Origin of the sequence: Neorhizobium sp. T25_13, from assembly GCF_002968675.1 — a bacterium.
In the GTDB taxonomy this organism is placed as follows: Bacteria; Pseudomonadota; Alphaproteobacteria; order Rhizobiales; family Rhizobiaceae; genus Neorhizobium; species Neorhizobium tomejilense.
The window spans coordinates 512,989-533,385 of record NZ_PVBI01000003.1; the positions used below are offsets into that span (position 1 = coordinate 512,989).

At 62.3% G+C, this 20,397-nt stretch carries 18 protein-coding genes and 1 tRNA gene; 6 read left to right on the forward strand and 13 right to left on the reverse strand.

The window, feature by feature from the left end; all coding sequences use genetic code 11:
* Positions 1-73: 73 nt before the first annotated feature.
* Positions 74-1,528 (reverse strand): glutamate synthase subunit beta, encoded by a 1,455-nt coding sequence (locus C5J22_RS09635; protein ID WP_105427821.1) that lies wholly within the window; start codon positions 1,526-1,528, stop codon positions 74-76.
* A 65-nt stretch (positions 1,529-1,593) separates the two neighbouring features.
* Positions 1,594-6,327 (reverse strand): glutamate synthase large subunit, encoded by a 4,734-nt coding sequence (gene gltB / locus C5J22_RS09640; protein WP_371412579.1) that lies wholly within the window; start codon positions 6,325-6,327, stop codon positions 1,594-1,596.
* Positions 6,328-6,805: 478 nt separating this feature from the next.
* Here gltB and C5J22_RS09645 point away from each other — a divergent pair, with 478 nt between their 5' ends.
* Positions 6,806-7,858 carry a low specificity L-threonine aldolase gene (locus tag C5J22_RS09645; RefSeq protein WP_105438031.1) on the forward strand — a complete coding sequence of 351 codons (1,053 nt, stop codon included), beginning with the start codon at positions 6,806-6,808 and terminating at the stop codon, positions 7,856-7,858.
* A gap of 9 nt (positions 7,859-7,867) precedes the next feature.
* On the opposite strand, the gene C5J22_RS09650 is transcribed toward C5J22_RS09645, so the two are convergent.
* A complete protein-coding gene (locus C5J22_RS09650; protein WP_105421882.1) occupies positions 7,868-8,725 on the reverse strand; it encodes a LysR family transcriptional regulator in 858 nt (285 codons plus the stop codon).
* Positions 8,726-8,812: 87 nt separating this feature from the next.
* Here C5J22_RS09650 and C5J22_RS09655 point away from each other — a divergent pair, with 87 nt between their 5' ends.
* A complete protein-coding gene (locus C5J22_RS09655; protein ID WP_105438032.1) occupies positions 8,813-9,814 on the forward strand; it encodes a bile acid:sodium symporter family protein in 1,002 nt (333 codons plus the stop codon).
* Between the two features lie 17 nt (positions 9,815-9,831).
* On the opposite strand, the gene mazF is transcribed toward C5J22_RS09655, so the two are convergent.
* The 4 genes from mazF to C5J22_RS09675 all read right to left on the reverse strand — a co-directional run bounded on the left by mazF (position 9,832) and on the right by C5J22_RS09675 (position 11,782).
* Positions 9,832-10,167 (reverse strand): endoribonuclease MazF, encoded by a 336-nt coding sequence (gene mazF / locus C5J22_RS09660; protein ID WP_105438033.1) that lies wholly within the window; start codon positions 10,165-10,167, stop codon positions 9,832-9,834.
* Positions 10,167-10,409 carry an AbrB/MazE/SpoVT family DNA-binding domain-containing protein gene (locus C5J22_RS09665; RefSeq protein ID WP_105438034.1) on the reverse strand — a complete coding sequence of 81 codons (243 nt, stop codon included), beginning with the start codon at positions 10,407-10,409 and terminating at the stop codon, positions 10,167-10,169. The genes mazF and C5J22_RS09665 overlap by 1 nt, the downstream gene beginning before the upstream one ends.
* A 155-nt stretch (positions 10,410-10,564) precedes the next feature.
* Positions 10,565-11,047: an Hsp20 family protein gene (locus C5J22_RS09670; protein WP_037077212.1), complete on the reverse strand. Its 483-nt coding sequence runs from the start codon at positions 11,045-11,047 to the stop codon at positions 10,565-10,567.
* Between the two features lie 351 nt (positions 11,048-11,398).
* Positions 11,399-11,782, reverse strand: coding sequence for a YciI family protein (locus C5J22_RS09675; RefSeq protein WP_105438035.1), 384 nt, complete (start codon positions 11,780-11,782; stop codon positions 11,399-11,401).
* Positions 11,783-12,002: 220 nt separating this feature from the next.
* On the opposite strand from C5J22_RS09675, the gene C5J22_RS09680 reads away from it, so the two are divergent.
* Entirely contained in the window at positions 12,003-12,971 is a 969-nt protein-coding gene (locus C5J22_RS09680; protein WP_172746586.1) for an alpha/beta fold hydrolase, read from the forward strand.
* Between the two features lie 21 nt (positions 12,972-12,992).
* On the opposite strand, the gene hisN is transcribed toward C5J22_RS09680, so the two are convergent.
* Both hisN and C5J22_RS09690 read right to left on the reverse strand, forming a co-directional pair.
* The gene (hisN, locus tag C5J22_RS09685) at positions 12,993-13,769 is read right to left on the reverse strand and encodes a histidinol-phosphatase (protein WP_105438037.1); all 777 of its coding nucleotides are present in this window, start codon (positions 13,767-13,769) and stop codon (positions 12,993-12,995) included.
* 347 nt (positions 13,770-14,116) lie between these two features.
* Positions 14,117-15,001 carry an N-formylglutamate amidohydrolase gene (locus C5J22_RS09690; protein ID WP_105400168.1) on the reverse strand — a complete coding sequence of 295 codons (885 nt, stop codon included), beginning with the start codon at positions 14,999-15,001 and terminating at the stop codon, positions 14,117-14,119.
* A gap of 184 nt (positions 15,002-15,185) precedes the next feature.
* Between C5J22_RS09690 and cpdR1 the strand changes: the two genes are divergently transcribed.
* The 3 genes from cpdR1 (at position 15,186) to C5J22_RS09705 (ending at position 16,138) form a co-directional block, all read left to right on the forward strand.
* The gene (cpdR1, locus tag C5J22_RS09695) at positions 15,186-15,548 is read left to right on the forward strand and encodes a response regulator CpdR1 (RefSeq protein WP_037077221.1); all 363 of its coding nucleotides are present in this window, start codon (positions 15,186-15,188) and stop codon (positions 15,546-15,548) included.
* A 105-nt stretch (positions 15,549-15,653) separates the two neighbouring features.
* Positions 15,654-15,728: transfer RNA gene (locus tag C5J22_RS09700), tRNA-Val, on the forward strand.
* 170 nt (positions 15,729-15,898) lie between these two features.
* The gene (locus C5J22_RS09705) at positions 15,899-16,138 is read left to right on the forward strand and encodes a hypothetical protein (protein ID WP_046668236.1); all 240 of its coding nucleotides are present in this window, start codon (positions 15,899-15,901) and stop codon (positions 16,136-16,138) included.
* Positions 16,139-16,371: 233 nt separating this feature from the next.
* Here the strand turns inward: C5J22_RS09705 and C5J22_RS09710 are convergent, their stop codons facing one another.
* The 4 genes from C5J22_RS09710 to C5J22_RS09725 all read right to left on the reverse strand — a co-directional run bounded on the left by C5J22_RS09710 (position 16,372) and on the right by C5J22_RS09725 (position 20,306).
* Positions 16,372-16,545, reverse strand: a complete 174-nt coding sequence (locus tag C5J22_RS09710; protein ID WP_038545141.1) for a DUF1328 domain-containing protein — start codon at positions 16,543-16,545, stop codon at positions 16,372-16,374.
* Positions 16,546-16,605: 60 nt separating this feature from the next.
* The gene (locus tag C5J22_RS09715) at positions 16,606-17,655 is read right to left on the reverse strand and encodes an ABC transporter ATP-binding protein (protein ID WP_105438038.1); all 1,050 of its coding nucleotides are present in this window, start codon (positions 17,653-17,655) and stop codon (positions 16,606-16,608) included.
* Entirely contained in the window at positions 17,652-19,220 is a 1,569-nt protein-coding gene (locus tag C5J22_RS09720; protein WP_105438141.1) for an iron ABC transporter permease, read from the reverse strand. Before C5J22_RS09720 ends, C5J22_RS09715 begins: the two co-directional genes overlap by 4 nt.
* Positions 19,221-19,292: 72 nt before the next feature.
* The gene (locus C5J22_RS09725) at positions 19,293-20,306 is read right to left on the reverse strand and encodes an iron ABC transporter substrate-binding protein (protein ID WP_105438039.1); all 1,014 of its coding nucleotides are present in this window, start codon (positions 20,304-20,306) and stop codon (positions 19,293-19,295) included.
* Positions 20,307-20,397 lie beyond the last annotated feature (91 nt).

Below are 20,397 nucleotides of genomic sequence, written 5' to 3' on the forward strand. Positions count from 1 at the left end.
GCCGGAGCAGGATCGCGCCCACCTGCCCTTCCGGACAGATGGGGCTCGCCGTTGCTGAATCCCGCCCCCCGCCTTACCGCGGCAGCACCGAGCTTCCCATCAGCGCCTCGTCGATCGCCCGTGCCGCCTGGCGGCCTTCGCGGATCGCCCAGACGACCAGCGACTGGCCGCGGCGCACGTCGCCGGCGGTCCAGAACTTGTCGACCGAGGTCCTGTAGTCCTTGTCGTTGGCAACCACGTTGGTGGAGCCGCGACGGTCGACATTCAACGTCAGCTTGCCTTCGAGCTCGTTCAGAACCCCGTCCGTCAGCGGACCGGAGAAGCCGATGGCGATGAAAGCGAGGTCGGCCTTGATGATGAAATCAGTGCCGGCGATCGGCTTGCGGCGCTCGTCGACTTCGCAGCAGCGCACGCCGATGAGCTGGCCGTCTTCGCCGACGAATTCGAGCGTCGCCACCTGGAATTCGCGCACCGCACCTTCGGCCTGGCTGGACGAGGTGCGCATCTTGGTGGCCCAGAACGGCCAGACGGCGAGCTTGTCTTCCTTTTCGGGCGGCTGCGGGCGGATGTCGAGCTGGGTCACCTTGACGGCACCCTGGCGGAAGGCCGTGCCGACGCAGTCGGACGCGGTATCGCCACCGCCGACGACGACCACATGCTTGGCGCCTGCCAGGATCGGATCGGCCGCCCAGGCGACGCTCTCGATGTTCTCGCGGCCGAGGCGGCGGTTCTGCTGCACGAGGTAAGGCATCGCGTCATAGACGCCATGCAGATCGACGCCCGGAATGCCAGCCGGACGCGGGGTTTCCGAACCGCCGCAATAAAGTACCGCATCGTGTTCGGCGATCAGCTTCTCGACCGGGATATCGACGCCGATATTGGCGCCGTAATGGAAGGTCACGCCTTCGCCAGTGATCTGCTCGACCCGGCGGTCGATAAAATTCTTCTCCATCTTGAAGTCCGGAATGCCGTAGCGCAGCAGGCCGCCGGCCTTGGACTCGCGCTCGTAGACATGCACTTCATGGCCGGCGCGGCCGAGCTGCTGAGCAGCCGCCATGCCGGCGGGACCGGAACCGATGATCGCCACCTTCTTGCCGGTATGAACGGTCGCGGGCTGCGGCGCGATGAAGCCGAGCTCATAGGCCTTGTCGGCGATCGCCTGTTCGACCGTCTTGATCGCGACCGGCGCGTCCTCGAGGTTCAGCGTGCAGGCTTCCTCGCAAGGAGCGGGGCAGACGCGGCCGGTGAATTCCGGAAAGTTGTTGGTGGAATGAAGGTTGCGGATCGCCTCCTCCCACTTGTTGTTGTAGACGAGGTCGTTCCAGTCCGGGATCTGGTTGTGAACCGGACAGCCGGTCGGACCGTGGCAATAGGGAATGCCACAGTCCATGCAGCGCGCCGCCTGCTTGGTGACCTCCGCATCCGACATCGGGATGGTGAATTCGCGGAAATGGCGGATGCGGTCGGAGGCCGGCTGATACTTGCCCACCTGCCGGTCGATCTCCAGAAAACCCGTTACCTTGCCCATGTTTAAACCCTCAATCCGTCCTGCCGCTACCGCAGCCGGTTAAAACCTAACAACCCGCGCGAAACTTATTCCGCAGCGACGCCCATCCGCATCCGCTCCATCTCCACCAGAGCACGGCGGTATTCGACCGGCATGACCTTGCGGAATTTCGGGCGGTATTCGCTCCAGCGGTCGAGGATTTCCTTGGCGCGGTTGGAGCCCGTGTAGTGCAGGTGGTTGGAAATCAGCTGGTAGAGGCGTTCCTCGTCGTGGCGCGTCATGTCCTCGGAAACGTCGACGCGCCCCTTGTGCATGAGGTCGCCGCCGTGATGGTGCAGCTTCTCCAGCATGTCGTCCTCTTCCGGAACCGGCTCGAGTTCGACCATCGCCATGTTGCAGCGCTTGGCGAAGTCGCCGCTCTCGTCGAGCACATAGGCGACGCCGCCGGACATGCCCGCCGCGAAGTTGCGACCCGTTTCCCCGAGCACGACGACGATGCCGCCGGTCATGTATTCGCAGCCGTGGTCACCCACGCCCTCAACCACCGCGATGGCACCCGAGTTGCGAACGGCGAAACGCTCGCCGGCAACGCCGCGGAAATAGCATTCGCCGGTGATCGCGCCGTAGAGCACGGTGTTGCCGACGATGATCGAGTTCTCCGCGATGATCCTGGAGTTTTCCGGCGGGCGCACGATGATGCGGCCGCCCGACAGGCCCTTGCCGACATAGTCGTTGCCGTCGCCGACCAGATCGAAGGTGATGCCGTGCGCAAGGAAGGCACCGAACGATTGTCCGGCCGTGCCGCGCAGCGTCACATGGATCGTGTCGTCCTTGAGGCCCTTGTGGCGCCAGCGCTTGGCAAGCGCACCCGAAAGCATGGCACCGACGGAACGATCGACGTTCTTGATCGGCACTTCGAAGACCACCGGCTCCTTGTTCTCAAGGGCAGCCTGCGACTTCTCGATCAGCTTGCGGTCGAGAATGTCGTCGATCGGATGCTTCTGGCGCTGCGTCCAGTAGGTCGCCTCCTTCGGAGCCTCCACCTTGTGGAAGATCTTGGAGAAATCGAGGCCCTTGGACTTCCAGTGGGCGATCATCTCGTCCTTTTCCAGAAGCTCGACCATGCCGATGATCTCGTCGAAGCGGGTGAAGCCGAGCGATGCCAGGATCTCGCGCACTTCTTCAGCGACGAAGAAGAAGTAGTTGATGACATGCTCCGGCGTGCCCTTGAAGCGCTTGCGCAGAACCGGATCCTGCGTCGCCACACCCACCGGACAGGTGTTCAGGTGGCACTTGCGCATCATGATGCAGCCGGCTGCGATGACCGGAGCCGTCGCGAAACCGAATTCGTCGGCACCGAGCAGTGCGCCGATGATGACGTCGCGGCCGGTCTTCAGGCCACCGTCGACCTGCAGCGCGATGCGCGAGCGAAGGCCGTTCAGCACCAGCGTCTGCTGGGTTTCGGCCAGGCCGATTTCCCAGGGCGAACCCGCGTGCTTCAGCGAGGTGAGCGGCGAAGCGCCGGTGCCGCCGTCGAAGCCGGCCACCGTGATATGGTCGGCGCGTGCCTTGGCCACGCCTGCGGCAACCGTGCCGACGCCCACTTCCGAGACGAGCTTGACGGAAATGTCCGAGGTCGGGTTGACGTTCTTCAGGTCGTAGATCAGCTGCGCCAGGTCTTCGATCGAATAGATGTCATGGTGCGGCGGCGGCGAGATCAGGCCGACGCCCGGTGTCGAATGCCGGGTCTTGGCGACCGTCGCATCCACCTTGTGGCCGGGCAGCTGGCCGCCTTCGCCGGGCTTTGCACCCTGCGCTACCTTAATCTGCAGCATGTCGGCGTTGACCAGGTATTCGGTCGTGACGCCGAAGCGGCCGGAGGCAACCTGCTTGATCGCCGAGCGTTCCGGGTTCTGAGAACCGTCCGGCAGCGGCATGTAGCGATCGCTTTCCTCGCCGCCCTCGCCGGTATTCGACTTGCCGCCGATCCGGTTCATGGCGATCGCCAGCGTCGTATGTGCCTCGCGGGAAATCGAGCCGAACGACATGGCGCCGGTCGAGAAGCGCTTGACGATGTCGACAGCCGGCTCGACCTCGTCGATGGAGACAGGTGTGCGGCCGATCTCACCGGCCTTCTTGATCTTGAACAGGCCGCGGATGGTGTTCATCCGCACCGCCGTCTCGTTCACCATCTCGGCGAATTCGCGGTAACGCTCCTGGCTGTTGCCGCGCACCGCGTGCTGCAGCGTCGCGACCACATCCGGCGTCCAGGCATGGCTTTCGCCGCGCATCCGGTAGGCATATTCGCCGCCGATATCGAGCGTGGAGGCGAGGACCGGGTCCTTGCCGAAGGCGGCATGGTGCCGGGAAACCGTTTCCTCAGCGATCTCTTCCAGGCCGACGCCTTCGATGTTCGACGCCGTACCAAAGAAATACTTCTCGACCAGACCCGAAGACAGGCCGATGGCATCGAAGATCTGCGCGCCGCAATAGGATTGGTAGGTCGAGATGCCCATCTTGGACATGACCTTGAGGATGCCCTTCCCGACCGCCTTGATATAGCGATAGACGATTTCCGAGGAATCCACTTCCTTGGGGAACTCGCCGCGCATGTGCATGTCGGTCAGCGTGTCGAAGGCGAGATAGGGGTTGATGGCTTCTGCGCCATAACCGGCGAGACAGCAGAAGTGATGGATCTCGCGCGGCTCGCCGGATTCGACGACGAGGCCGACCGAGGTCCTGAGCCCCTTGCGGATCAGGTGATGATGCACGGCAGCGGTCGCCAGCAGAGCCGGGATAGCAATCCGGTCCGGGCCGATCTGGCGGTCGGAAAGCACGATGATGTTGTAGCCGCCCTTGACCGCCGCTTCCGCACGTTCGCAGAGACGATCGAGCATTTCCGGCATACCTTCGGCACCCCGCTCGATGTCGTAGGTGAAATCGAGCGTCTTGGTGTCGAACCGATCTTCCGTGTGACCGATCGAGCGGATCTTCTCGAGATCGCCATTGGTCAGGATCGGCTGGCGCACTTCCAGACGCTTGGCGTTCGCCGCCCCCTCGTGATCGAGAATGTTCGGGCGCGGACCGATGAACGACACGAGGCTCATGACGAGCTCCTCGCGGATCGGATCGATCGGCGGGTTGGTGACCTGCGCGAAGTTCTGCTTGAAATAGGTGTAGAGCAGCTTCGACTTTTCAGACATCGCCGAGATCGGCGTGTCGGTGCCCATCGAGCCGATGGCTTCCTGGCCCGTCGTCGCCATCGGCGACATCAGGATCTTGGTGTCTTCCGAGGTGTAGCCGAAGGCCTGCTGACGGTCGAGCAGCGACACGTCGCGGCGCAGCGCTCGCGGCTCCACCGGCTTCAGGTCTTCGAGGATGAGCTGGGTCTTGTCCAGCCACTTGCCGTAGGGATGCTTGGTCGCAAGTTCGGACTTCAGCTCCTCGTCGGAGACGATCTGGCCCTTTTCCATGTCGATCAGCAGCATCTTGCCGGGCTGCAGGCGCCACTTCTTGACGATACGCTCTTCCGGCACCGGCAGGACGCCCGCTTCGGACGCCATGATGATGCGGTCGTCGTCGGTGACCATGTAGCGGGCCGGACGCAGGCCGTTGCGGTCGAGCGTCGCGCCGATCTGGCGACCGTCGGTGAAGGCAACGGCAGCCGGGCCGTCCCACGGCTCCATGAGGGCGGCGTGGTATTCGTAGAAGGCCTTGCGCTCCTTCGACATCGACTGGTTGCCTGCCCAGGCTTCCGGGATCAGCATCATCACCGCATGGGCGAGCGAATATCCGCCGCGCACGAGGAATTCGAGCGCGTTGTCGAAACAGGCCGTGTCCGACTGGCCTTCGTAGGAGATCGGCCAGAGCTTGGAAATGTCGTCGCCGAAGAGAGGCGAGGAGACCGACGCCTGGCGCGCCGCCATCCAGTTGACGTTGCCGCGCAACGTGTTGATTTCGCCGTTATGGGCGACCATGCGGTAAGGATGCGCGAGCTTCCAGGACGGGAACGTGTTGGTCGAGAAGCGCTGGTGCACCAATGCTACCGCCGTCTCGAACCGCGGATCGGCCAGGTCCTTGTAATAGGCACCGACCTGATAGGCGAGGAACATGCCCTTGTAGACGATCGTCGAGGACGACAGCGACACCGGATAGAAACCCATGTCGACGCCGCCGAACGCGTCATAGATGCGGTTGGAGATCACCTTGCGGATCAGGAAAAGCTTGCGCTCGAAATCATGGTTCGTCGCAGCGTCCTTGCCCGCACCGATGAAGACCTGGACGTGATGCGGCTCGGTGGCGGCGATGTCCGGCGCCTTGGAAAGCGACGAGTTGTCGACCGGCACGTCGCGGAAACCGAGGAACTGCTGCCCCTCTTCCGCAATGACGTCCTCGATCACCTTCTTGTAGTGCTCGATCTCCTCCGCCTTGCGCGGCATGAAGATGTGACCGACGGCATATTCGCCGGCCTTCGGCAGGGTGACGCCCTGCTTCGCCATTTCCTCGCGGAAGAAACGGTCGGGGATCTGCACCAGAATGCCCGCGCCATCGCCCATCAGCGGGTCCGCACCGACAGCACCGCGATGCGTCAGGTTTTCGAGGATGAACAGGCCGTCCTTGACGATCTGGTGCGACTTCTTGCCCTTCATATGGGCGATGAAGCCGACGCCGCAGGCATCGTGCTCGTTGCGCGGGTGATAGAGGCCCTGAGCCATCGGCAAACCGCCGGCGACAAATGGAACGCGAACTGTCGTCTCGGCCGACACCGGGGCTTCGGCGTGATGAGCCGGGCCGGATATCTCGGAGATGGTCTTCGTCATCGTCATTCCTCCTGTTGGCCGCCTTCGGCAGCGGGCAAAGTGGCTCTCAATTGTCTCTTGGGGATGACAAGCCTAAGCTCCATCCCGTGCTTCGTGCGATGGCGCCGCTCCGGCGTGAGTTGCAGCTTTGCAGCGCAGCATAACGCGGATCGGCGCGAACGTCAGCGGGAAAGACGCATCCATTGGCGCTTCTTTTCCCAAAATTAGGACAGTACTTCTGTCCTAATTTCTAAAATCTATGCCATAGAAGTTAACCCGCGACAAGAGCGGTTGTTAAAAATCTGCCGCACCTGGCGACAGAAGATTACGCCGAATGGTGTAGATGTCGAAATTTAATTACAATCAGCCGTCTTTTAAAGCGTGGCGGGTGCTGACCTAACCGTTTTGCCCGCTCGAACGCCCTCGCCGATTGATTACCGGTTCAAAAAGATTAATCTCCCCACGCTTTCGAGACAAAACTTCCAGGGTATTTTTCAGAATGTTTTTCGCTTCCGACAATTGGGCCGGTGCCCATCCATCCATCAATGAACGCCTCTCCAAGGAGTCGACCCGGTTTGCCGCCGCCTATGGCAACAGCGATCTCGACAAGGCGGTCGAAGCCCGTTTCAACGAGATTTTCGAACGGGAGGTCTCGGTCTATTTCGTCTCCACCGGCACGGCTGCCAATTCCCTTTCGCTCGCCAGCATCGCACGGGTCGGCGGCGTCACCTTTTCCCATTCGGAAGCGCATGTGATCGAAGACGAATGCGGCGCGCCCGACTTCTTTTCCGGCATGCGCATGGTCCCCGTCGAAGGCGAAGACGGCAAGATGGATCCGGGGAAGCTCAGCGCCCGCATCGCCGGCTTTCCGCAGGATTCGCTGCATCACGGCCGCGCTGCTGCCGTCACCGTCACCCAGGCGACCGAGACCGGCACCATTTACACGCTCGACGAGATCGACGCGATCACCGCGATAGCAAAGGCGAACGGCCTGCCCGTTCATATGGACGGCGCCCGTTTCGCCAACGCGCTGGTCTCGCTCGACGTCTCCCCCGCCGAAATGACCTGGAAGCGCGGCATCGACATCCTCTCCTTCGGCGGCACCAAGAACGGCTGCTGGTGTGCCGAAGCCATCGTGTTCTTCAATCCGGACCTCGCCCGGGATTTCGCCTTCATCCGCAAGCGCGCCGCCCAGCTCTTTTCCAAGACCCGCTTCATCTCGGCCCAGTTCGACGCCTACCTGCAGGATGGCCTCTGGCTCAACATGGCAAGCCACGCCAACAGCATGGCCGACCGTCTGCGCGCCGGCATCGGTTCGCTGAACAGCACGCGGCTTGCCTGGGATACGACCTCCAACGAGGTTTTCGCCGTCCTCAACAAGGCGTCGGCGGAGGCCGCCGAAGCAAGGGGCGCAAAATTCTACGGCTGGCCGGTGCCGACCAACATGCCGGAGCCGGTCAGGGACGACGAAACCCTGATCCGCCTCGTCACCTCGTTCGCCACCACCGAAGAGGACATCGACCAGTTTTTGGCGATTTGCAAAGCCGGCTGAAGCCTCGACCTACACTTGATGCTGTGGCGCGATCTGCGCCACGATCAGGCTCGACAGCGCATCGACCAGCGCGGCATCGGCGCCGCGCCGCGGGACCAGAACGAATTCCACGTCTTCCAGCACCGGTAGCCGGTCCGCGGGGATTTCCTTGAGCCCCGCCGGCGCCATGCTGCGCGGCTGCACGAGCACGCCCATGCCGGCCCGCGCCGCGGCCGTCAGCCCGCTCAGGCTGCCGCAGGTGCAGACGATCCGCCAGGCCATCTTTTCCCGGTCGAGCGCTTCCTGGGCGACACGCCGCGTAATGCTCGGCGGCGGAAATGCGATCAGCGGCAACGCATCGCCGCGCGACAGGACATGGTCCGGATCGCGCGCCAGCCAGACCAGCGGTTCGCGATAAAGCAGCCGCCCATGCGTCTCGCCGATATGCCGCTTCGCCAGAACTAGATCGAGATCGCCAATGTCCTGCATCTGGTAGAGCACGGCCGAGAGAGCCACGGTCAGTTCCAGGTCGACCAGCGGATAAAGCCGGATGAAATCTTCGAGGATCGACGTCAGCCGGCTCGCCACCACGTCTTCCGAAACTCCAAGCCGCAGCCGTCCGCGCAACCGGCTTTCCCCGAACAGCGAGGCGACCTTGCCGTTCATGTCCAGCATGCCGCGCGCATAGCCGAGCAGCGCCTCGCCTTCCGCTGTCAGCTTCACCTGGTGGGTATCGCGAAACACCAATCGGCGCCCGAGCGATTTTTCGAGCCGCTGGATATGCTGGGTGACGGTCGACTGGCCGATCCCCAGCCGGGCCGCCGCCTCGGTAAAACTGCCGGTCTGCTGCAGCATGACGAAGCTGTTCAAATGATGAAGGTTCAGCATGGCTATCCAATATCGTGATAACTGTTAGTGTTTGAATTCTGCTTCATGATAAGGGAGGGGTAAATCCTCAAAACGAGGAATCCGCCCATGAGCCGTTTTCTGCCGGACCGCTTCACGGTCCTTCTCGTCTGCACCGTCATCCTCGCCTCGGTCCTGCCGATCCACGGCGTCTATGCCGACTGGTTCAACGTCGCCACCGATATCGCCATCGGCCTCCTGTTCTTCCTGCATGGCGCGCGCCTGTCGCGCGATGTCGTGGTGGCGGGCATCCTGCATTGGCGCCTGCACCTAACGATCCTGCTAACGACATTCGCGATCTTCCCCATTCTCGGGCTGATGATCGGATTTATTCCGGAAGATATCCTGGCGGCACCGCTTTATGCCGGCATCCTCTTCCTCTGCGTGCTCCCTTCGACCGTGCAGTCCTCGATCGCATTTACCTCGATCGCCGGCGGCAACGTGCCGGCGGCGATCTGCGCCGCTTCGGGCTCCAACATCTTCGGCATGTTCCTGACGCCGCTTCTCGCCGGCATCCTGCTTTCGACCACCGGTGACGCCGGTTTCTCCTGGGATGCGCTCGAAAGCATCCTGCTGCAGCTTCTCGCCCCCTTCATTGTCGGCCAGATCCTGCAGCCCTGGATCGGCAACTGGATCCGCTCGAAGAAGAAGATGCTCGCCCCCGTCGACCGCGGCTCGATCCTGATGGTCGTTTATCTCGCTTTCTCGGAAGCTGTCATGGAAGGCCTGTGGCACACCTTTTCGGCCCTCGATATCGGCGTCGTCATCCTCGTCGACATGGCGCTTCTGGCGGTCGTCATCTGCATCACCATGTTCGGCAGCCGGGCGCTCGGCTTCAACAAGGAAGACGAGATCACCATCACCTTCTGCGGTTCGAAAAAGTCGCTCGCAAGCGGCGTGCCGATGGCCAATGCCATCTTCTCCGGCCAGTCCTCGTCGATCGGCGCCATCGTCCTGCCGCTGATGCTCTTCCACCAGATCCAGCTGATGGCCTGCGCCGTCATCGCCCAGAAATACGCCGACCGCCTGAAGGTAAAGAAGGATGCGGAGGTGGCACCGGCTGCGGCTTGAGGGGCCGGTGGCGCTGATCAGGGCTTGCCGATCAGCGCACCTGCTTTGGCCCTGATCTGGGAAAGCTCCCGGATTGAAACCCGGCCCTTCCGCTGCGCATTGCGCGCCTTCCAGTCGAGGCTCTTCACCTGGTCGGCAAGGACCGTGCTGTCTCCGTCGTCGCCGATCGCCACTTCGAAAGGATATCCCTTCCGCTTGGTGGTCATAGGGCAGCACAGCATCAAGCCGAAGCGATTGTAGCTCTGAGGACTCAACACGACCGCAGGCCGGCGCCCGGCCTGCTCATGTCCCGCCTGTGGAGAAAATTCCAGCCAGACGACATCCCCGGCCTCTGGAACATAGGAAGCAGCCATCATAGAGCTTCCTTGCCGACAGGCCCTCCAAAATCGATTTCCTCGTGAAGGTTTTCGGGTGTCATCCCCGCAATGAGTTGGTCGAGATCGAATTCCGCGTCCCGCACCGGCTCGATGATGATCCGCCCGTTTTCCTCCGACACATCCACGACCGTGTCGATCTGAAGCTGCGCTGCCTCCATGACGGCGGCGGGAATGCGCACGGAGGCGCTGTTACCCCATTTCTTGACGGTCACGCGCATGGGTCGCTCCAAGTAGATACATTGTCGATACAATAGAGACCTAGAGCCAAGAGGTCAAATAACTCCCAAAAAAAAACGAAAAACGGGCCCTTCCCCCAAGAGGAAGGGCCGCATTGGGCTTGCTCGAATATATCGGCCGGGTGCCCGGCAGCGGGTTAGTTGACCTGCTGCGGGGTGACCTGAGCCTCGATCGTCTTCGGAGCGACTGCGTCTGCGGCAATCGCGATGCGACGGGGCTTCATGGCTTCCGGAATATTCCGGAGCAGGTCGATATGGAGCAGGCCGTTCTTCAGCGAAGCGGACTGCACTTCGACATGATCGGCGAGCTGGAAGCGGCGCTCGAAGGCGCGCTTGGCGATGCCGCGATAGAGGTATTCGCTCTGTTCGGCAGCGGTTTCGTCCTCGCTCTTTTCACCCTTGACGGTCAGCACGTTCGCATGGGCTTCGAGGCTCAGTTCCTTTTCGTCGAAACCGGCAACGGCCATGGTGATGCGATAGGTGTTTTCGCCGGTGCGCTCGATATTGTAGGGCGGATAGCTCGGGGTCTGGTCGGCCGGCCCGCGATTGTCGAGCAGGTTGAAAAGACGGTCGAAACCGACGGTGGAACGATAAAGGGGGGTAAAATCGACGTGACGCATGGAGTCCTCCTTGGGAAGCGACGTTGCGGTTTTCATCTGGGTTTGCGCATCCCTTCATTGGCGATGCGGTCCCGTTCAGCGGACCCGTTTGGCGCCCGCAGAGTTCAGATGGGGATTGATTTCCGCGGCTTCAAGAGCCCGGTTCGGGGCGCAGTTTTGCGCGTGAACCTGACATGAACAGCCCGTTTCGGGTCGGTTCAGGATCGTTTTGATAGAAGTGACAGTGGAAGGCAGACTGTCTCTCTCGATCGAAGCTCCATTCGTCCCTTCGCTTCGGTCATCAATTGCCGGAATCGCTTGAGGTATCCCTAGACCCGCGATTCCGGCTTCTTTTTCCCGCTGAAGAACTCGCTACGCCTCGCCCCGCGTCTCCAGCGTCGCACCCGGCAGATAAAGCAGGATCGGCCTGATTTCGTAGACCGCCGTCGGATTGGCCCGGCGCAGATCTCGTGCCGCCGCAATGGCTCCGTCGATCGCCGGAAAATCCACCACATAGAGGCCGAGCAGTTGCTCCTTGGTTTCGGCAAACGGACCGTCGATGATCATGCCCTCGCCCTTGCCTCGCAAGGTCACGGCCTGTTCCGTCGGGCCAAGCCGCGCGGCCGGCCCCAGGGATTTCTGCGCAACCAGACGGTCGTTGACCTCGAGCAGCTCGGTCATCAGCGCCTGATCCTCCTCCTCGGTCCAGGATTGGACCACTCCCTCCTGGTGATAGGCAAGGATTGCGTAATACATGACTTGTCTCCCTCTTATACGTCGACTGACGCCAACCCACCTCCTCGCACACTTCCATGCTCGGGCGGATCGACGGGCATCCGGAAATCTGTAAATGCGGCTGAATACACATGTTTGACCGGCAGCGTGCAAGCCCCTCCGATTTCTTCGGCCGCGCTTTTTCCTTGACGTCCCGCCGCCGCTGGCTGACCCTGCCGGCATGAGCGAAGCGCCAGATTCCATCGACGATATTCTCCATCCGACGCCCGGCAATCCGGCTCCGGCCAATTACACGGCCGGCTATTTCACCGGCCATCGCGGCACCCGGTTACGCTACGGCCTGTTTCGCTCCGGGATGTCGCCAGCGATCGGCACCATCGTGCTCGTGCAGGGCCGCAATGAGTGCATCGAGAAATATTTCGAGACGATCCGGGACCTGAACGCCATGGGCCTGTGGGTCGCGACCTTCGACCTGCGCGGCCAGGGCGGCTCGCAGCGGCTGAAGAAAAATCCGCGCAAGGGTCATGTCCGCCGCTTTTCCGATTACGAGCGAGATCTTGAGATCTTCCTCGAGCATATCGTCCTGCCGGATGCCCGCCTGCCCTTCTTCCTGGTCGCCCACTCGACCGGCGCCCTGATCGCGCTCTCGGCTGCCCCCCGCCTTTCTAACCGCATCAACCGGATGGCGCTTGCCGCCCCCTATATCGCGCTTTCGGGCCAGGGCGTGCCGGAAGGGCTGATCCGTTCGCTTGCCGGTCTGGCAAGCTGGACCGGCTTCGGCGGCGTCTCGATGGGCACCGACCGCAGCAACCGCCCCTTCGAGGGCAACCCGCTGACATCGGACCCGAAGCGATTTGCCCGCAACATCGAGATTGCTGCCGCCTATCCGGAGCTGACGATAGGCCCGCCGACGGCCCGCTGGCTGCACGAGACATTCAAGGCGGCGCGGCGGGTGTCCTCCCAGTCGCATCTGACCAGGATCACAATCCCGACCCTGATCCTCGCTCCGGTTCTCGATGCCATCGTCCCCTATGCGGCGCAGGAGGAGATGTCGCGCAATTTCCGCGCCGGCCAGCTGATCACCATCAACGGCGCGCGCCACGAACTGTTTCACGACAGGGATATCTACCGCGCCCAGGGGCTCGCGGCGATCGAGGCATTTATGCCCGGCCAGGATGGTGGTTTCGGGCTTTCCGAGACGGCCGCCTGATCCCGCGACCCGCTCGGTGACCTACTTGCCGGAAAGCAGCTTCATGGCTTCCGCATGCACAGCCTTGCTCCCGGCCGCAAGAATATTGCCGCCGTTTTCCGGGCGCCCGCCGTCCCAGGTGGTGATGATGCCGCCCGCCTGCTCGATGATCGGGATCAGCGCGCCGACGTCGTAGGGCTTCAGGTTGTTCTCGACTACGAGGTCGATATGGCCGGACGCGAGCAGTACATAGGCGTAGCAATCGCAGCCATAACGGAACAGCCGCACCCTTTCCTCGACGGCCTGGTATTTCGCCAGGTCCTCGCCGCCGAAAATATGCGGCGACGTGGTGAACAGGGTGGCGTCGGCAAGGCTGCCGCAGTCGCGCACCGAAATCTGCCGCTCGCCGTCCGGGCCGGAATACCAGGCGCGGGTGCCGTCGGCGAAATAACGCTCGCCGATAAAAGGCTGGTCCATCAGCCCCATGGCGGCGCGGCCGTTCGACTGGAAGCCGATCAGCGTACCCCAGACCGGCAGGCCGGAAATGAAGGCGCGCGTACCGTCGATCGGATCGATCACCCAGATATGTTCGCGGTCGAGGCCGACATTCTCGTGCTCCTCGCCGAGGATGCCGTGTTCCGGAAAGCGCTCGGCGATCAGCGACCGGATCGCCGTCTCGGCGGCGCGGTCGCCTTCGGTCACCGGGTCGAACCCGCCCATCATCTTGTTGACCACGGACAGTCCGGTTCGGAAGCGCGGCAGGGTCTCGGCCTTGGCGGCGGCGGCAAGCGCATCGAAGAAATCGCGATCGGGGAGCATGGGGAGATCCGCTGAGGAAGAGGTGATCTCTTCTAGGATACTCGCCTGAAACTGAAAACCGGAATCGCGTGGCCGGGCGCAGAAAATCAAAAAATACGCCACCCGCGCCGAAAAACTCATCAAACCGCCTAAAAATGGCGCATATTTAATCAGTCAAAAAAGTTGCTTGACATTTGTGCAGTGCACTCGTAGGTTCATTGCACAGTCTTTGACTGTAAATACCCTCCTTGGGTGTTTCCTCCCTAGACTTAGCCGCGCCCACAAGCGCGGTTTTTTTTGCCCGCGATCAAGCTGGCGAGCCTGCCAACGGGCCGGTAAAAGATCAAACCTGTGGAAAACTTGAAGGTCTATTCTGCCGCCAGCGCGCTGTCGCCGGCGAAATCGACGACGAAATCCGCCATCTGTCGCATGAAGGTGGAAAGGGCGGCCGCGACCATCGGGAACTCCGGCCGCCTGGCAAGCGTCATCTCGTCCACGTAGAGCGCGCGGTTGATCTCGATCTGCAGCGCGTGCAGGCCGCGCACCGGCCGTCCGTAGTGCTCGGTAATGAAGCCGCCGGCATAGGGCTTGTTGCGCACGGCGGAAAAACCCATGCCGTCGAGGAACTGCATCGCCGCCCGCGAAAGCTCGGCCGAGGCGCTGGTGCCGTAGCGGTCGCCGATGATGAAGTCGGGCCGCACGTCCGAGCCGGAGAGCCGGATATTGCCCGGCATCGAATGGCAGTCGATCAGGATGGCGAGCCCGAAGCGGGCATGGGTGCGGGCGATCAGCTTGCGAAGGCAGGCGTGATAAGGCTTGTAGATCGTTTCGATCCGCGACATCGCCTCGTTGACCGGCAGCCGGCGGCGATAGATTTCCATGTTTTCCGCGACGATCCGGGGGATCGTCCCGAGCCCGCCTGCGACCCGCATCGAGCCGATATTGACGAAAGGCGGCAAAGGCCCGTCGAACATGCGCGGATCGAGCTCGTAGGGCTCGCGGTTGACGTCGAGATAGGCGCGCGGGAAATGGGCGAGAAGCAGCGGCGCACCGAGTTCCGGCGCATCGGCGAAAAGCTCGTCGACATAGTGGTCTGCGGAGCGGCGGATGGCGAGCGAATCGAGGTCGCTCTCGGCGAGAAATTCGGGCGGGTAGAAGCTGCCGCTGTGAGGCGAATTGAAGACGAAGGGGATAGTCTGCGTGGCGGGCTCCCTCACTTCGAAGTGTTCAAAATCACCCGCGTTGCAATCCATCCTGCCTTTACCATGTCGCGAACTTGTTCAGGAACTCATGTTGCCAGTTGCCCGAGGCGAAGTCCATACTATCTATACCCTACCAAATCCTCTTGTACCCTCATTAAACGGATGTTTACCGCGTGTAGGCAGTGTAAGAGATACCGACAACTCTAAAAATTTGCATTGGATAACGGTCCTGGAGATGATTCAGAAAATCCTTCTCGCCGAAGACGATAACGACATGCGTCGTTTCCTGGTCAAGGCGCTTGAAAAGGCGGGCTACAAGGTTGCGTCCTTCGACAACGGCGCCAGCGCCTATGATCGCCTGCGCGAAGAGCCCTTCTCGCTGCTCCTGACTGACATCGTCATGCCGGAAATGGACGGGATCGAACTCGCCCGCCGGGCGACCGAACTCGACCCGGACCTGAAGGTGATGTTCATCACCGGCTTTGCGGCCGTCGCGTTGAACTCCGATTCCAAGGCTCCGAAGGATGCCAAGGTGCTGTCGAAGCCCTTCCACCTGCGCGATCTGGTGGACGAAGTGAACAAGCTTCTGGCGGCCTGAGGCCCCGAAAGCCCTGATCTGCAAGGCCTTCAAAAAACCTTCGCATTTCATGGCAAAAACCTGTTGACGGCCCGACCAGTCTATGGTCTATGCGCCGCCACGGATGGGCGTGTAGCTCAGCGGGAGAGCACTACGTTGACATCGTAGGGGTCACAGGTTCAATCCCTGTCACGCCCACCATCCAGTTCAAAACGTTAAGAAATCCGCTTCGGCGGATTTCTTCGTTTCTGGTCCTTCCCTTAATCTGTTCGTTCCAAAACGGCGCACTTGTGCCCGAAATCCTTCACCAGCCTTGCTGGCGATTTGGTCATCTGCGGCTGTTATGGTGTTACGACATCAAGGAGGTCTAGATGGCGCAGTTCAAGAATTCGGAGCATCTCATCCAGACGAAAGCACCGGCCTTCGAGAAGGATTGGATGCCGGGGCAGAAGGTGCCGAATGCCGGCATCTACCGGTGCAAGACCTGCGGCGACGAAATCGTCGTACACAAGGACGCGGCCATCCCGCAGATCCACCACGAGCACACGGTCCTCGGACCGGTAATCTGGAAGCTGCTCGTGTTCGCCCAGAAACATCCGTCGCGCCCTTGACCTGCGCATCTGCGCAGAACAGTTGCCGCCGTTTCGAGACCGGTCTCTTTTTTCGCCGGAGCGTACCGAATCGGCCCCAACCAGCCTCGCAACACGACATCGAATATGCCAGATGCGACCTACCGCGTCCTTGATGCGGATTTTCCCCAATTTGCCCCGCCCGACCTTCGGCGGGGCTTTTTTGTTTCCGGGGCACGGTTCCTCGCGCTTGACGCCCCGACGATGTCAGCGAATCAGAGAATCGCATTGCCGGCCGCGAACGCGAGCACGACGAAAATCAGGAAAACGACAAGGAAGATGAAGAACAGGATTTTCGCGATCCCTGCCGTCGCGGCGGAAATGCCCGAAAAACCGAGGAAACCGGAAATCAGCGAGATGACCAGAAAGATGAGAGCCCATTTCAGCATGGAATTGTTTCCTTCACGTTGATGGTCCGATAACGCGAAGAAATGTTCCAGGGTTCCCAATCAGCGCAGGACGTGGGCGGCTCCGGCCACGCCGATCGTCACCCGGTCGCCGACGACAAGCGTCTCGCGGCTCGGAATGTCGAGCCGGAAGGAGAAGCCTTGCGGATCGCTGCCAAGCCTGATCCGGACATCCGAGGTCGGGCCGCAGAAATTGATCTCGGCGATCGTGCCTGAAGCCCCCTCGCCGCCATTGTGTCCACCGGCTTGGCTGACCGTGACCTGTTCCGGCCGCAGCATGATCTGCACCTTGCCGCGATAGGCGGCATCGTCGACCGCCAGCACGCCCAGTGGGCTTTTTGCCTGTCCGTCGGCAATATCCGCCGGCATCACGATCGCCTCGCCGAGGAAAGCTGCCGTCGCCGCATCGACGGGCCTTGAATAGACCTCGCGCGGAGAGCCGACCTGCGCAAATTTCCCCGCCCGCATCACGGCCACCTGGTCGGCAAAGGCGAGCGCCTCGCCCTGGTCGTGGGTCACCAGAAGCGTGGTGATGCCGGCGGCCGTCAGCACGTCGGTCACTGCCTTGCGGGTCGCAGCTCTCAGACCCGTATCCAGCGCCGAGAAGGGCTCGTCGAGCAGCATCAGCCTCGGCTTGCGTGCCAAGGCCCTCGCAAGCGCCACGCGCTGCTGCTGGCCGCCTGAGAGCTGGTCCGGCTTGCGGGAGAGCATGGCCGCGTCGAGCCCGACCATGTCCATCAGCTCTGCGATGCGAGCATTCTTGACCGAGGCCTCCGCCTCCAGCCCGAAACCGATATTCTGCCGGATCGTCAGATGCGGAAACAGGCAGCCGTCCTGCGCCACAATGCCGATGCCGCGCTTGTGCGCCGGCACCTGGGACGAGCCGTCGGCGAGCGTCTGGCCGCCGAACACGATGCGGCCTTCATCCGGGGCATCGAAGCCGGCGACCAGGCGCAGAAGCGTGGTCTTGCCGCATCCGGACGGACCGACGATCGCCGTGCGGCTGCCGGCTGTCACCGACAGGTCGATCCCGTCGAGGGCTGCGACGGAGCCATACTGTTTGCGCAGGGAGGTCAGGGTAAGCAGCGTCATCGCCCGGCGATCTTTTTCGATTGGTGATGGAGAAGAAAGGTGAGCGGCAGCGAGAAGGCGACCATCAGCACCGCATAAGGCGCGGCACCGGCATAATCGATCTCGCCGGTCAGCGCCCAGAAGGCCATGGCGAGCGTACGGGTGCCGTTCGGCGCCAGCATCTGGGTGGCGGTGAGCTCGTTCATGATGCCGAGCGACGAAAGCGCAACGCCGGCCGCAGCCCCCGGTGCGGCAAGCCGGATCGTCGTCGCAAGCAGCGCGTTGCCCGGCGACCGGCCAAGACTCGCGGCTGCCTGTTCGATCTCGACCGGCACCTGCGCAATGCTGGCCCGCAGGCTCACCAGCGCCCGCGGCAGAAACATCACCACATAGGCAAGCACGATGGTGGCAACGCTCTGGTAGAGCGGCAGCATGGCCCGCACGGTGATGGTGACGAGCGCCAGCGCCACAACGACGCCCGGCATCGAGCTCGCGAGATAATAGCAGCCTTCGAGGAAGCGGCTGGCGCGGGTCGGCCGGCGCACGGAGAGCCAGGCGATCGGCACGGCGGCGGCGGTCGTCGCAAGCCCGCCGACCAGGCAGATGACCAGCGTCTGCCACAGCGCCAGCCCGACCTCGTCGATCCGCCACACGCCGGCACCACCGGCGATCAGCCAGCGACCGAGCGTCAGCACCGGAATGCCGAGCGCAAAGGCGGCGGTCGCAGCCGGCAGAAGGAGGGCGACGTATTTCCATTTGCCGAGCCGGGCGATCTTCGGCCGGCGGGCGACGCCTGATCCGAGCCGCGCATAGCGGCTGTGGCCGCGCAGCGAAGCTTCGAGGCCGAGCAGCACGAAACAGCAGAGCACCAGCACCAGCGCCAGCATATAGGCGGCGACACCGTTATAGGTCGATTGGAACTGGTCGAGAATGGCGGTCGTGAACGTATCGAAGCGGATCATCGCAAACAGCCCGTATTCGGCCAGCAGATGCAGGCCGATCAGCAGCGCGCCGCCGCAAAGAGCAAGCCGGAGCTGCGGCAGCACGACGCGCCGGAAGACGGCGAAGGGCGCCAGCCCCAGCGAGGCCGCCTGATCCTCCAGAGCCGGATCGAGAAGCCGGAAGGCGGCGGAAAGCGGAAGATAGAGAAAGGGGAAGTAAGCGACGACCGAGATCGCAACACCGGCGGGAAGGCCGTTGAAACCGGGCCACATCCCGATCCAGGCATAGGAATGCACGAAGGCGGGCACGGCAAGCGGCGTGACGCAGAGCCAGGACCAGAACCGCGCGCCCGGCAGGTCGCTGCGTTCCGTCAGCCAGGCGAGCGCGACGCCGAGCACGGCGCAGATGGGGATGGTGAAGACGACGAGCAGGACCGTATTGGCCAGCAGATCGCCGACCCGCGAGCGGAAGATCAGCTGCGAGGCCATCTCCCAACCGGTCACCACCGTTGCCCACAGCACGAAGCCGAGCGGCAGGAGCGCCAGCAAGGCCACCACGACCGCGATCGTCAGCGTCCAGGACGACGCCGCCGGCAGGCGGTGTCGCGGCGCGATGGAGATCCTGGTATCTGTGGTGGAAGTCATTGCCGGTCCGAAAATACGAGACATCGCAGGTACGCCCTGCGATGTCTCCGTGCAACTGTTATCGGCCGCTTTTTAGAGCAGGCCGGCGGCGGTCATCATGTCGGTGACCTTGGCGTTGTTGAGGGTCGAAGGCTCGACCTTCGGGGCTGCCAAGTCGGCGATCGGGGTCAGCATCTTGTTGGAAGCCTCGCCCTTGCCAACGGCGTATTCAAAGGCGGGACCGTCGCGCAAGATCTTCTGGCCGCCCTTGCCGGTGACCCACTTCAGGAAGGTCTGCGCCTGTTCCTTGTGCTTGGAGGAGGCGAGGATGCCGCCGCCTGAGATTGACACGAAAGCGCCCGGATCCTGGTTCTTGAAATAATGCATGCCGATGTTCTTGGTGTTCTCGCCGGTCTTCGCGACGTCGCCGAAATAGTAGTAGTGATAGATCAGCGCGCCTTCGAACTGGCCGGCATTGACCGCCTTCATGGCAGTCGAGTTGCCGCGGATCGGGGTCGCATTTTCCTTCATGCCCTTCAGCCAGGCAGCGGTCGCTTCTTCGCCCTTGAGCTGCAGCAGCGCACCGACGATCGCCTGGAAATCAGCGCCCGACGGAGATGCCGTCCAGCGGCCCTTCCATTCCGGCTTGGCAAGGTCGAGCATCGACTTCGGCAGCTTGTCTTCCGTCAGCTTGGTCTTGTCATAGACAAAAACCGTCGAGCGGGCAGCGATGCCGACCCAGTTGCCGTTGGCTGGATGGAAACCCGGCAGAACCTGGTCGAGGGTCGCCTTGTCGACCGGCGCGAAAAGGCCCTTGCCGTCGACCAGCACCATGGCCGGCGAATTTTCGGTGAGGAACACGTCGGCCGGCGAATTGGCGCCTTCCTGGACGATCTGGTTGGCGATTTCGAGGTCGCTGCCCTGGCGGATGGTGACCGCGATGCCGGTCTCTTCCGTAAAGGCCTTCACCCATTCCTTGGTCAGCCCTTCGTGCTGGGCGTTATAGATGGTGAGACTGTCGGCCACCTGCGCCGAAGCCGGCGACGATAGGGACAGAACGGAAAAAGCCAGGGCAGCGCCCGCGGCCAAGGTGAATGAAGCTTTCAAGATCGCCTCCGCAAGAGAGTCAGGAATTTGACGAGCCCGTCATAACCAAAGCAGAGATTTGTGGTCAAGTTTATTTCCACGACAGGCGTAA

What these genes read in the sequence shown, in the direction of transcription:
- C5J22_RS09670 (WP_037077212.1), bottom strand. Translation starts at nt 11,047, where the DNA reads ATGCGTCACGTCGATTTTACCCCCCTTTATCGTTCCACCGTCGGTTTC.
- C5J22_RS09720 (WP_105438141.1), bottom strand. Translation starts at nt 19,220, where the DNA reads ATGACTTCCACCACAGATACCAGGATCTCCATCGCGCCGCGACACCGC.
- gltB (WP_371412579.1), bottom strand. Translation starts at nt 6,327, where the DNA reads ATGACGAAGACCATCTCCGAGATATCCGGCCCGGCTCATCACGCCGAA.
- C5J22_RS09705 (WP_046668236.1), top strand. Translation starts at nt 15,899, where the DNA reads ATGGCGCAGTTCAAGAATTCGGAGCATCTCATCCAGACGAAAGCACCG.
- C5J22_RS09675 (WP_105438035.1), bottom strand. Translation starts at nt 11,782, where the DNA reads ATGTATTACGCAATCCTTGCCTATCACCAGGAGGGAGTGGTCCAATCC.
- C5J22_RS09645 (WP_105438031.1), top strand. Translation starts at nt 6,806, where the DNA reads ATGTTTTTCGCTTCCGACAATTGGGCCGGTGCCCATCCATCCATCAAT.
- cpdR1 (WP_037077221.1), top strand. Translation starts at nt 15,186, where the DNA reads ATGATTCAGAAAATCCTTCTCGCCGAAGACGATAACGACATGCGTCGT.
- hisN (WP_105438037.1), bottom strand. Translation starts at nt 13,769, where the DNA reads ATGCTCCCCGATCGCGATTTCTTCGATGCGCTTGCCGCCGCCGCCAAG.
- C5J22_RS09710 (WP_038545141.1), bottom strand. Translation starts at nt 16,545, where the DNA reads ATGCTGAAATGGGCTCTCATCTTTCTGGTCATCTCGCTGATTTCCGGT.
- C5J22_RS09635 (WP_105427821.1), bottom strand. Translation starts at nt 1,528, where the DNA reads ATGGGCAAGGTAACGGGTTTTCTGGAGATCGACCGGCAGGTGGGCAAG.
- C5J22_RS09665 (WP_105438034.1), bottom strand. Translation starts at nt 10,409, where the DNA reads ATGCGCGTGACCGTCAAGAAATGGGGTAACAGCGCCTCCGTGCGCATT.
- mazF (WP_105438033.1), bottom strand. Translation starts at nt 10,167, where the DNA reads ATGGCTGCTTCCTATGTTCCAGAGGCCGGGGATGTCGTCTGGCTGGAA.
- C5J22_RS09690 (WP_105400168.1), bottom strand. Translation starts at nt 15,001, where the DNA reads ATGGATTGCAACGCGGGTGATTTTGAACACTTCGAAGTGAGGGAGCCC.
- C5J22_RS09715 (WP_105438038.1), bottom strand. Translation starts at nt 17,655, where the DNA reads ATGACGCTGCTTACCCTGACCTCCCTGCGCAAACAGTATGGCTCCGTC.
- C5J22_RS09650 (WP_105421882.1), bottom strand. Translation starts at nt 8,725, where the DNA reads ATGCTGAACCTTCATCATTTGAACAGCTTCGTCATGCTGCAGCAGACC.
- C5J22_RS09655 (WP_105438032.1), top strand. Translation starts at nt 8,813, where the DNA reads ATGAGCCGTTTTCTGCCGGACCGCTTCACGGTCCTTCTCGTCTGCACC.